The organism is Bacteroides sp. UBA939 (assembly GCF_002293435.1).
Classification (GTDB): domain Bacteria; phylum Bacteroidota; class Bacteroidia; order Bacteroidales; family Bacteroidaceae; genus Bacteroides.
In genome coordinates this window covers 1-13204 of sequence record NZ_DBDF01000063.1, presented here as the reverse complement: position 1 = coordinate 13204, position 13204 = coordinate 1, and the positions used below count along the sequence as shown (strand labels likewise).

General features: G+C 40.7%; 5 protein-coding genes. All 5 read left to right on the top strand.

Annotated elements, in window-relative coordinates:
* Positions 1-731 precede the first annotated feature (731 nt).
* The 5 genes from B2Z67_RS04165 to B2Z67_RS04145 all read left to right on the top strand — a co-directional run bounded on the left by B2Z67_RS04165 (position 732) and on the right by B2Z67_RS04145 (position 12892).
* A complete protein-coding gene (locus tag B2Z67_RS04165) occupies positions 732-3974 on the top strand; it encodes a SusC/RagA family TonB-linked outer membrane protein (RefSeq protein WP_291528561.1) in 3243 nt (1080 codons plus the stop codon).
* Positions 3975-3993: 19 nt separating this feature from the next.
* The gene (locus tag B2Z67_RS04160; RefSeq protein ID WP_291528560.1) at positions 3994-5991 is read left to right on the top strand and encodes a RagB/SusD family nutrient uptake outer membrane protein; all 1998 of its coding nucleotides are present in this window, start codon (positions 3994-3996) and stop codon (positions 5989-5991) included.
* Between the two features lie 23 nt (positions 5992-6014).
* Positions 6015-7181, top strand: coding sequence for an Ig-like domain-containing protein (locus B2Z67_RS04155; protein WP_291528559.1), 1167 nt, complete (start codon positions 6015-6017; stop codon positions 7179-7181).
* A 134-nt stretch (positions 7182-7315) separates the two neighbouring features.
* Positions 7316-11347: a hybrid sensor histidine kinase/response regulator transcription factor gene (locus tag B2Z67_RS04150; RefSeq protein ID WP_291528558.1), complete on the top strand. Its 4032-nt coding sequence runs from the start codon at positions 7316-7318 to the stop codon at positions 11345-11347.
* 96 nt (positions 11348-11443) lie between these two features.
* A complete protein-coding gene (locus B2Z67_RS04145; RefSeq protein WP_291528557.1) occupies positions 11444-12892 on the top strand; it encodes an alpha-L-fucosidase in 1449 nt (482 codons plus the stop codon).
* The last annotated feature ends 312 nt before the right edge of the window (positions 12893-13204 follow it).

Below are 13204 nucleotides of genomic sequence, written 5' to 3'. Positions count from 1 at the left end.
TACAAAGTGACAAACTGACAACCCCTTAACTCCTTCAGTATGAATAATGCAGGTTAGATACCCCCTTTAACTCCTGATTCGCATTATTATGCAGGCGTAACCGTGCGGGTTTTGTTTTGTGGTGTAACATAGTTAAACAATCCAAACGATAGCGATTTAATCGCATAGTTATTTGGCAGATTATAATGAAAACGTTCTTTTGCATCTGCAAAGTAAAAGTTCTTTTAAATTATGAAGTATTCTGAATTAACGGACGAACTGAAAGCGGTGGGGATTTAACCCGCTGCCTTTTCTGATACTAATAATTTCGGCTTTTACTTCACTTTACAAACCGCCGGGCCTAATAGTCGCTCGGTGGTTTTTATTTTGGTTCAAGGTGAAGAAGGTGAACCCCTAATTTAAACATGGTAGAAGAATAGAGCAGGATACGGAGAGGATCCACATTGTTACCTCAAAACTCGGCATCGCTCCTATTCGTTTCAGCCTTTATTTTGTCGTATGTATCCTATTCTGTTCCCCTCTCATATTTCCCTCAGAAACGAACTAATATTATCATTTTTTTTGTTTATCAAAAAAGATACTCATTGATTTTCTGCGTGTTAGGCTTTTCCTCAACTCTGCTTACTGAATTTGAGTAAAAGAAAAAACTAAAACAGTAAAATACAACATTATGGATAAACGTAGATTTGCACCGTCAAAAATTTAATATAAAGATTATGAAAGACGCAAAAATGTTAATTAGAAGTTGGAAAAAGCATCAATGCCTGATACTTTTCCTATGCTTATTCTTTTTGTCTGCAGGAATATCTCAAACGGCAAGTGCCGCCTCGGATGTTACGATGGGTATCGACCAGGAACTGCAGATTACGGGTGTTGTACAAGACCCCAGTGGTGAACCCATAATTGGAGTGACAGTAATGGTAAAAGGGACTAGTACAGGTACTATCACAGACATTGATGGTAACTATAGTATATCTGTACCCGGGAGCAAGAGTGTACTGACATTCTCTTTCGTGGGATATATTACTAAAGAAGTGACGGTAGATAACCAAAAGACTATCAATGTTACTTTATCCGAAGACTCTAAACTGATAGACGAAGTAGTGGTGATTGGTTTTCAGTCTCAAAAGAAAGGAAACTTGACCGCTTCTGTGGCTTCCATAGGAGCAGAAACATTGGAAAACAGACCGGTTGCCAATATCGGACAGGCATTGCAAGGTTTGGTTCCGGGTTTAAATGTCAGTATCAATGGTGGTGATCCGAACAAAGTACCGAGCCTGAACATTCGTGGTGCTACGACTTTCCAAGCGAGAGGTACATCCAATGACGACAAGAATAAGTTTGATATAGTTTCCGGTTCTCCGCTGATTTTGTTGGATGGAGTAGAAATTACTGCCGAAGACCTGAATCAGTTGAACCCGAACGATATTGATAACATGTCATTCCTGAAAGATGCCTCTGCTGCTGCTATCTATGGTACAAGAGCAACTTTCGGTGTAATATTGGTTACCACCAAGGGAGGTACTTACAATCAAAAAGCAAAAATTGATTATTCTTATAATCTGGCTTTCGATCAACCTTATGAGTTACCCGATATTTTGGATTCATATTATATCTATAAGGCCGGATTAGACAGAAGATTGTGGATAGGTGATATTAAAGAGATTTCTTCGAACGACCAGGAAATGCTGGATGGCATGTGGGCTTACATGAATGACCCTGTAAACAATAAGCCTTACTTTATGAGAGGTACTGCCATTCAGTGGGTAGGTAATACGAGACCTTATGAAGAATTGGTGAAAGATTGGACTCCGACTCAGAAGCATAATATTTCTATCAGTGGTGGTAGTGACAAAATCAGTTATTATATATCTCTGGGTATGCAAGACCAAGAAGGTATGTATGAAATTAGAACTGACCAGTTGAAGAGATACAATGCCATGATGAGTATAAACGCCAAAGTGACTGATTGGTTTACGGTAGCCGCCAAGGCTTCATACAATGTGTTCGACTATGAAGCACCAACACAACAAACAGATGGTATGAATCTCTGGCAGTATGCTAAATCTTACTATCCTGAGAACTTTATTTATCAGCCGGTGCTGACAGGCCCAGACGATCAAGTGGCTAATTATCCGACGGAAAACCCTGTGAGTTACCTGTATGCTGGTGGACGTGATATCACCTCCAGACGCAAGACCATTCTTTCCATTAGTCCGGAATTTATTATCTTACCTAAAATATTAAAAATAAAGGCGGATCTTTCAGTTACTCCAACTACTTACCAAAGAGAGAAAACGCATCCGAAACAGGGACGTGTCAACAACTCATGGACTGCCCTTGAATATCGTTGGGCTACAGGCAATGATGGTTATATATCGCGTAGCTCTACAGATCAGTATTCTATCAACGTGTATGCCGACTACAACCAGACTTTTAAAGAGAAGCATAATATTTCTGCATTGTTGGGTATTAACCAAGAACAAGAAAGCTATGCCAGTTCTTCTCTCTCATTGATAAAAATGCTTGACCCGTATATATTGACCCCGACATTAGTAGAAGACGTTACTGCCAATACTTCTTCGAACTTGCACCATGAAGTTGCGGCACGCGCTTTATTCGGACGCATCATGTACAACTACATGGGCAAGTATTTGATTGAGTTGGATGCCCGTTATGACGGTAGTTCCAAATTTCCGAAGGATTCCCGTTTTCAGTTCTTTCCCACTGTATCGTTGGGATGGAGAGTTTCGGATGAAAAGTTTATGGAGTGGTCAAAAAATTGGTTGGATAACTTCAAGATCAGGGCTTCATGGGGACGTCTGGGTAGTCAGCCATATGACCAATACGAATATCAATCTGTTTTCAATACGGAATCGGGATACTTCTTGTTTGATGGGACACGTTATCCCACAGGTATTACGCCTCCTACAATGGTAAATCCCTTCCTGACTTGGGAGAAATCAACGACCAAGAACCTTGGGTTCGACTTTACTTTCTTACGGAATCGATTGATGTTTACTGCCGATATATTCGAGAGAAAAGTAACCGACATTTTGATTCCGGGAGGAAAGGAATATCCTGCATTGATTGGTGACGACGAATTGCCCCTTGAAAACGCAGGTGTTTTAAAAACCACCGGTTTCGAGATCCAAGTAAAATGGTCGGATAGGTTATCCAATGGATTAAGCTATAATGTAGGTGTTGCGCTATCCGATGACAAAGGAGAAGTTGCGAGCTATCCTTCCAATCCTACCAGTGTAATTGGTGATGGTAAACTGTATAAAGGATATACTGTAGGCGATATCTGGGGATATGTGACCGGAGGTATTCTTCAAGAAGGCGATTTCGACGGCCTAGGCGCTAATGACAAACCGTTGTATCATGGCCCCTATTTTAAAGGCGGACAGGCATACCCAGGATATGTTTGGTATCATGACTTGAATCACGATGGTGTTATTACCGGTGGTTTGGGTACTGTAGCTGATTCGGGTGACAGAAAAATAATCGGTAACAGTGCGCCGCGTTATCGCTACAACATTACTGCCAACTTCCAGTACAAAGGATTCGATTTGGATTTGATGTTCCAAGGTGTGGGTAAGAGAGACTACTGGTTATCATCTGCATCCAGCTATTGGGGCAATGGAGCAGGTTCATGGGAAGTGTACAACAATTCATGGACTCCCGAAAGGACAGATGCCAAATTCCCGATGTATGGTTCGGGTATCGGAGGTACTACTCAATCAGGTTATTTACTCGATGCATCCTATATTAAGTTGAAACAAGTAATTCTGGGATATAGCTTCCCGAAATCATGGGTCAACAAAATCGGACTGGAGAAGCTGAGACTGAATTTATCCGCTTACAATCTGTTTACAATTTCGGATGTACCTAAGTACTACGATTCAGACTATCTGTCGGATGCATATCCTCCAAAGCGGACATTTAGTTTAGGCATTCAAGTAGGTTTTTAATTCTTTAAATCAATAGATTATGAAAAGATATTCAATTATAACATTCCTCGTGGCTTCTTTGGTGGCAGCTTTGTCGTCTTGTAACGATGAATTTATGCAACGCGATCCAATTGATAAAATGGCGAACGGTACATTTTTTGTAAAAGAAGTCGATTTGCAACTGTACTTAGACGGTATATACAGGTACTATGTATACGGACATGGTATTGGAGGAACCAACAATACTTCACACGATAAGGGCTTTTTGCCCGTAAAAGCCGGAAGCCAGATTATTTTCGCAGATGCATTTAGCGATAATACAGTCTATGCAGGTGGTATTGACGGCAAATTAGGAGGTACTTATGATACTCCGACTGCTGCTTCCAAGAATTTTGATACACCCTGGCAATGGGAGAAACTTCGTAAAGTGAACTACTTCCTGAATCATTACACTGAAGTGGGCGATCCGGAAGATTTGAAAGGATATGCTGCTCAGGCATATTTCTTCAAGGCATGGGATTACTACATTAAGCTGGTAGCTTTGGGTGAAGTGCCTTGGTTAGACAAAGAATTGGATACGGCATCCCCCGAGTTGTACGGCGCACGTATGCCGCGTACGGAGTTGGTAGGCAAAATCTTAGAGTGTTTCGATTTTGCGGTTGCGAATCTGGATGATAATGATAACTCCTGCGGATATATCAATCAAGATATGGCATTGTTCCTGAAATCACGTTTCTGCCTGTTCGAAGGAACTTTCCGGAAGTATCATACTGAGTTGAACCTGCAATCTACAGCTAATGGCTTCTTTGAAATGAGTCGTGATGCTGCTAAGAGAATCATTGATAAAAACAGATATAGCCTTTTCAAGAATGCCGCAGGTGATGGATATTGGCAGTTATTCATACAAAAGGGAAGTCCGGAAACAGAAGGCAATACAGAAACCATTCTGTCGCGCGTATATGACGGTGTTAAGCTGGGACATGACAATCCGCGTTATTGGGGTATGAATAACCACACACGTTACTGTTTGGGTGCCCCTATATGTGTGCTCGAAGACTATTTATGTGAGGACGGACGCCCTATTTATATTGGAGGTACCGCAGGCAACTACGAAGTGAATCCTTTGTTTAAAGGATATGACGGCATGTGGGAAGAATTAGACAACCGTGATCCTCGCTTGAGACAAACAATTGACAAACCGGGTGAAGCAGACTCAAAGGCATCTATTTTTGATATGGACGATGACACATACGGTATAGAAGAAACAGGCGTCATTTATCCAATGATTATTTACGATACCGGCGGTGGTTCTCCGATGAAACACTATAACTCTACGGTAACCGGTTATCGTTTCATCAAGCATTGGATGCCTGACTATCCGGAATGGGAAGCTAATCCCAATGGTGTACAGACAGCACACATGTTCCGCTACGGAGAGCTGTTGTTGATCTATGCCGAAGCCAGAGCCGAGCTGAATGAAATAACTAACGAAGATTTGAATCTTACTATCAATGCTTTGAGAGAAAGGGCGGGATTCGACTTTACGAAGTACCCCAATGCCAAGCTGACTTTATCTAATATTCCTGCAGATCCGCGTTTGGATGCAATCTATGCAGAGAAATTGGATTATTCCGTATCTCCGATTCTTCGTGAAATCAGACGCGAGCGCCGTGTAGAAACCATGATAGAAGGTATGCGTTATGAAGACTTGATGAGATGGAAAGCCGGTAAACTGTTCACGGTTCCTGTAAGAGGAATGAAAATGACTCCGGAAAAGACCGAATTGTACAGCAAAAACCGTAACGATGAAACATACAAGGATTTCCCATTCATGGTAACTGTTCCCATAGCAGAGGTAGGCAATCAAGTGAGAGTAGATGGTGAAGGTTTCATTATTCCTTATCCTACATCTACTACTGTTATCAACGGTGTGCGACCTTGGGACGATAAACGTTACTATTATCCGATACCCTTGAATGAGATGCTCATGAATCCGTTGTTGATACAGAATCCGGGTTGGAAAGACATTAATAGATAATCGATAAATATATGCATAAGATTATGAAAAAGAAGATATATTTCTTAGCAGGAATGCTTTCGTTTGGAGCACTGTTTACAGGTTGCGATGATGATGATCAGGGCAAGGCCGTAAACATTGCGGTAGAAAATGCAACGAACCTCGAAAGTGACATTTTCGGTATCGTTGTGACAGAAGGACAAACTGTGCAATTGAAACCGTTTGTTATGCCTGAAAGTGCAAGAGAAAGTGCCATTAGCTATCACTTTGCAGGCGAACCTACCGGCGCCATTGATTTGAGTGAAGGTGGTTTGATTACTCCCAAGTTGACGACACCCGCCGAAGGTGCTATCCCGTCTCCGCTGGGTACGGATACGATTATCGTAAGGGTTGACGACGGTTCGGGTACATTTGTCAGATATCCGGTCAGGGTTGTCAGTAATATAGTGCTCGTGTCAAGTATCACAATCCAGTCTGCCGGACAAAAAGTAGAAGAGGAAAACGGTAAGACTTTTGATTTGGCACAATACGTCACTATCAATCCGGCCAATGCTACCGATAAAGGTGTTACTTACTCTTCTGAAGATGAAACAGTGGCGACGGTTGACCCGGCTACCGGTTTGATTACTATCACAGGAGAGGTTGGAGAAACCACCAATATTGTAGTCACAGCCAATGACAGAGGCAAGAAAACGGCTACTTGTAGAGTGGTAGTTGCTGCTGAAGCTCCGCTGTATGTAGGTTTCCCATTCTCGGATAAGTGGAGCTATTCTTCTAATCTGGAAGCCAATGAAGGTGCTATAGGAAATCTATTTGATGATAAAAATTCAACTTTCTGGGCGCCTAAAATTTCAACTCGTCCTATCTATGATCCGGTTTGTTATCTGGATATCAATTTGGGAGAGGTCATCAAGTTCGGCCAGTTAGGTTACAGGCATCGTAACTTGAATTATTCTCATTTGCAATGCCATACCTTTAAGCTGGAAGCCAAGAAGACGGAAAGTGATACATGGACTGATTTGGGTGAGTTCGTTACAACGCCGTTGCAAGTGGATGAATATCAGTTGTTCCCGGTTGAACCTATTGAAATCCAATATATCAGAATAACCTTTATTAAAGGTCATTTGAGAGATGGAAAGACTGATTGGAATTATTCTGAAGATGGTAATGTATCCGTAGGAGACTTGCAGGTAATTGAGTATAATAGATAGTTACTTTGTTAAATAGAAAAGATATGAAGGAAAATCTTGTAATGAGATTTTCTTTCATATCTTTTTTATTGTATTCTATTTTTCTTAATTTAGCTTCCTAATTGAACTTTAATTCCTAACACGGTAAAATCCTTATGAAAAATAGATACTTATTGCTCTTGCTGACTTGTTTTTATCTTGTATCGGTTCCTACTGTTGCCGCTGAAAGATATAAATTCAGAACCATGTCGCCCGAAGGAGGCTTTTACTACGATGGAGTAAAGGAAGTAGAGCAGGATAAAAACGGTTTTATCTGGGTCATGATGGACTATGAACTCTATCGTTTTGACGGTTATCACTACAAAAAGTATTATCCCTATTTTGCCTCGATGGATCCTACAAAGAGGTGGATATTTGATAGCATGGCATCCGATTCTTCCGGTTATTTATATGTAAATACAAACAATGGACTGTATCGGTATAGACATACGTCGAACCAGTTTGAGAGAGTCTTTGACGCGGTTACGCGTGTGAAGGTAGACGGGGCTGATAATGTTTGGGTCAGATACCGCAACCAGTGGAGCATGCTGGATATGAATACGGGAGAACTTAATACCCCGGAGTATGACGGGAAAATACCTGTCCATAGCAATATGGCCTTCTGCCATCAAGACAAAGATACGTACACCTTCATAGAGCGAAAAATCTATCGCTTCAATTATGCTGAGAACAATTTTGCGCTTTGCCTCACATTGCCGAATCTCAGTAACGGATATATTCGCTTTGCCCAGGTGTATATGGGAAAGTTATGGGTCTTTATTGATAAAGATGGATTATATAAAATAGACTTATCCACTTTTAAGGTCGAAAATCATTATGACCCTCTTCCCGAATATGATGGCAATTCGTTGCGGACATTTTGTATAGACAAGAAGGGTGGTATATGGTTGGGGACTATGGATGGAGTGTACATATTCAACACGGCTACCGGAGAAACAGACCAATACAAACATTCCGAAACAGACCCTTTCAGCCTGCCCAGTAATTCTGTTTGGGAAATCTATGAAGACAGACAGTCTAATATCTGGATTGGCACATATTCCGGAGGTTTATGTTATGTAAAGGTGGATGAGCAGAGTGCCTTCGAGACCTACCATTCCCGGAACAGCAAGTTGGGGCATACACCGGTAAGTGCATTTGCCGAGGACAAGAATTATCTCTGGATAGGTACCGAAGGCGGAGGAGTTATCCGGATGAATAAAACGACCGGGCAATTCACATATTCCGGAAGTAGAAACGCGCTCACATCCAATAACATAAAATCACTGCTGATAAATACAGATCACAATTTGTGGATTTCCACATTCATGGGAGGGATAAATTTGTATAATCCTGAATTACGTGAAGTCGTTAATTATAGTAATAAGAAAAATGATCCCGGCTCTTTGTTGGTGAATGATGTCCGAAAAACTGTTCTTGAAGCAGATTCAGGTATGTGGGTGGCTTATCAATACCACATACCGAAGGTCTCTTATTTCTCTTTTCGTTCGAGAACATTTACCCACTTCACTTTGGATAGTACGAGTGTAACATATGCCTATCTGTTTGATATCATGCGGCAAGGAGAAAATACATTATGGGCTATTACTAATGAAGCGCTCTATCGTATGGATATCAAGACGCATGTAGTGGAAAAGATAACCCCCAATGACTCTGCGTATTTAGGCTTGTTTACCTTCTGTCTGGATGCTTCCGGCAACATCTGGATTGGTACCATAGGTAACGGACTGATTAAGTTCGATACCAATACTTCCCGCTTTATTCCGGTGAAAGACGCATTACAACAGGAACTCTATTCCATCTATAGTATCTGTTATGATGACGGCAATGTATGGATGGGAACTGATAACGGACTGTTTTGTTACAACATAGCTCGCAATCGTCTGATGGAGTTCGATAAGAGAGAAAATACTCAAGGGCAGGTTTATTATCCGTTGGCATCCATGAAAGGGGAAGATGGATTGCTCTATTTCGGAGGAACAAACGGCTTTACTATTGTTGACCCCCGGAAAATTTCCTATAACTACTATAAGCCTAAAGCTATTATTTCCGATTTTTTCATCGATCACGAGTCAGTTCATCCCAATTTTGTGCAGAATGACTCGTTTAGTACCATTATTCTTGACTATGACCAAGTAAACTTTGGCTTCCAGTTCTCCTCTGATAATTACCATATTCCCGAGAAGAATCGATTCAAATTCCGTTTAAAGGGATACAGCGATTCTTGGATTACTACAAATGCAGAGCAACGAACCATTATGTATTCGAAAGTGCCGGCAGGTACTTACTACTTCGAAGTCTATGCTGCCAATAATGACGGCGTCTGGAGTGATAACCCCACAGTGATAAAAATCGTCAGAAAGACCGCTCCCTGGTTCAGCCTACCCGCCTATACTCTTTATCTACTGACTGTGATAGGGATTGCTTATCTGATTTACCGCCATTTTACCGAAAAGAAAAAACTAAAAATGTTGCTTTATCAAGAAAATATAGAGAAAGACAAGAAAGAACAAATCCATCAGGCACAACTGCGTTTCTTCACCAATATATCGCATGACTTCCGCACCCCGCTTTCTCTGATTCTTGCCGCTTTAGATAAATTGAGGTGTGAAGGCTTAAAGGAGTATTATTATCGGATTCTGAATGGCAATGTACAACGTCTACTGAATCTGGTAAATGAATTGATGGATTTCAGGACGGTAGAGAACGGCATGATGAAATTGGAATTACAACCGCTGGATATTAATCGTTTTGTGAAAGAGATCGCCAATGATTTTATCGACTATGCAGGACAACGGAATATCGACTTCGAAATAAAATGCGATGAAACTTTGCCTGTGGATATTTATGCCGATAAGCACATAATTGAGAAGATTGTTATGAATCTACTGAATAATGCTTTCAAATATACGCCGGACAAGGGCAAAATTCTTTTGGAAACAAGGTGTGGAAGGGAATTTGTATCCCAGTATAAGAACAGTTATAGAATAGGCGAAAACATGGATAATGTTTTTTCCATCACTGTCAGCGATACGGGAGTGGGTATATCGCGTGAATCCATAAGCAGTGTCTTTGAAAGATTTTATAAAGTGAATACCGTAAATGCGGATTCTCATTTGGGTACCGGTATTGGGTTAGCGCTCGTAAAGAGTCTGGTACTACTGCAAAAAGGCAATATTACCATTTATAGTGAAAGAGAAATGGGTACGGATATGATTGTTTGTCTGCCTCTTGACAGTAGCATCTTCAGTAAAGCCGATTTTATGAAACGGAAAGAAATTGTACAGAAAACAACGGTACCACCGTCAGGTGAAAAAATTGTTTCTGTTGATATAGAAGACGAGTTTTCACCTTCGAATAAAAAGAAAATATTGATAACCGAAGACAATGATGATTTGAGAATATTGATTGCCGAATCTTTATCTAATGAATTCCAAGTAATGCAGGCAAGTGATGGGATTGAAGCACTGAAACTGATAGAAGAAGTGGATTTTGATTTGATTATAAGTGACATTATGATGCCCAATAAGGATGGAGTTTCTCTATGCAATGATATAAAAAGAGACGTGAATACTTCACATATCCCCGTAATTTTGTTGACTGCTAAAACCAGTATTGAAAGTAAGATTGAGGGGGTTGATTCGGGAGCAGATCTTTATTTTGAGAAACCGGTTGATTTGACTTATTTAAATTTGTCCGTTCGAAATATCTTCAGAAATCAACAGCAATTAAAAGAGCATTACGCTAAGAACTATTATGCGGATAGTAGCGAATTGTCTTCTAACGAACAAGATAGCAAGTTCCTTAAAAAGCTGATTACTTTTATTGAGACTAATATGGATCAGTCGGAAATGAATGTTAATTTGATAGCTGAGGAATTATTGATGAGCAGAAGTAAGCTCTATGCGAAAGTTAAAAGTCTGACAGGGAAATCAGTTGTAGAATTCGTACTGAATTGTCGTTTGCGTAAAGCTGCTAAATTGATTATCGAGGAAAATATGACGATGAGGGAAGTGATGATGCAAATAGGTATAGATAGCCAAGCGTATTTTACCAATTCGTTTAAGAAAGTATTTGGTGAAACGCCTACATCCTTTGCTGCAAAGCATAAAAACAGTTCAAAGTAGAATTTGGATAAAACAAATGATAAATAGAACAAAGCTTTGAGACAGTAATTGATTTCCTTTGCAAAAGCTTTTTCTAATATTAATAATATTCATAACATGAACAATAAACTTTTATCAATTCTTGTATTTCTGATAGTATTCACTATCGGTATTTCCGCACAAAATCAGTCCAAAACGCTACCTGCCGAATTGGAAATTCCATTGAAATATGGGGCCGACCGCTTAGGAAAACGCTCGGATGCGGCAATGCTAAAATTCCGTGAGAACCGCTTGGGAACTTTCATACACTGGGGACTTTACGCCATTCCCGGAGGAGAGTGGAAAGGAAAAGTATATTCGGGCGCTGCCGAATGGTTGAAATCCTGGGCAAAAGTACCATCGGATGAATGGATGAAACTGATGGAACAATGGAATCCGGAGAAATTCAATGCAAAGGCTTGGGCAAAGATGGCAAAACAAATGGGAGTGAAATACGTGAAGATTACGACTAAGCATCATGAAGGTTTTTGCCTGTGGCCAAGTAAGTACACCGAAAACACCGTAGCCAATACCCCGCATAAGAAAGATATATTGGGAGAACTGGTAAAGGCCTATAATGATGAAGGGATAGACGTACATTTCTATTTCTCAGTGATGGACTGGAGTCATCCTGATTATCGGTATGAAATTAAATCGGAAGAAGACGAAATCGCTTTCAACCGTTTCCTTACGTTCACGGACAATCAGTTGAAAGAACTGGCTACCCGCTACCCTACGGTGAAGGATTTCTGGTTTGACGGTACATGGGATGCCAGCATCAAGAAGAATGGCTGGTGGACGGCTCATGTAGAAAAAATGTTGAAAGATATGTTGCCCGGAGTAACCATAAACAGCCGTTTGCGCGCAGATGATTTCGGCAAACGCCATTTCGATAGTAACGGTCATTTGATGGGCGATTATGAGTCCGGTTATGAACGCCGTCTGCCTGACCCGGTAACAGATTTGAAAGTTACCCGTTGGGATTGGGAAGCATGTATGACTGTACCCGAAAACCAATGGGGATATCACAAAGATTGGTCTCTCAGTTATGTAAAAACAACTCTGGAAGTACTTGAGCGCATTATCCATGCAGTTTCTATGGGAGGAAATATGGTGGTGAACTTCGGGCCGCAAGCCGATGGAGATTTCCGTAAAGAAGAGAAGGCGTTATCAGAAGAGATCGGGCAATGGATGAAACAGAATGGAGAATGCGTGTATAGTTGCGATTATGCAGGTTTTCCCAAACAAAACTGGGGATATTACACCCGCAAAGGTAATACTATATATATGGTAGTATTCAACGTGCCTTATTCAGGGAAATTGGTAGTGAAGACACCGAGAAACCTGCAAATTCAGGGAGCGGCAACATTAAGCGGTAATCAAAAAGTGGAAGTAGTGGAAACTGCCGGAAATGAATACAATGTGTCTGTTCCTGCAAAACAGCCGGGTGAACCGTTCGTTATCAAACTGGAAGTTTCGGAGAAAAAAAGTAATAATAGTAATAAGTATAGAGAAGCGTTAACTTAATTGATAGGGAGAAAGTAGTAAGTAGTAAGTAGAAAGTAGAAAGTAGTAAGTAGTAAGTAGAAATGTCTGTATACGGAATATAGCAAGCGGAGCGTTTCTGCTAACTACTATCTACTATCTACTATCCTACTAACTACTATCTACCAACTACTATCTACTTACTACTTACTACTTACTACTTTCTACTTTCTACTTACTACTTACTCTTATAATCTTATGAAACATCTATATCCTATGCACCCCCTATCCCGCATCCTTCTGCTCGTCTGCCTTCTTTTGACAGGCGCAGAAGCATCCTCCCGTGAAGTAACC

What these genes read in the sequence shown, in the direction of transcription:
- B2Z67_RS04165 (WP_291528561.1), top strand. Translation starts at nt 732, where the DNA reads ATGTTAATTAGAAGTTGGAAAAAGCATCAATGCCTGATACTTTTCCTA.
- B2Z67_RS04160 (WP_291528560.1), top strand. Translation starts at nt 3,994, where the DNA reads ATGAAAAGATATTCAATTATAACATTCCTCGTGGCTTCTTTGGTGGCA.
- B2Z67_RS04155 (WP_291528559.1), top strand. Translation starts at nt 6,015, where the DNA reads ATGAAAAAGAAGATATATTTCTTAGCAGGAATGCTTTCGTTTGGAGCA.
- B2Z67_RS04150 (WP_291528558.1), top strand. Translation starts at nt 7,316, where the DNA reads ATGAAAAATAGATACTTATTGCTCTTGCTGACTTGTTTTTATCTTGTA.
- B2Z67_RS04145 (WP_291528557.1), top strand. Translation starts at nt 11,444, where the DNA reads ATGAACAATAAACTTTTATCAATTCTTGTATTTCTGATAGTATTCACT.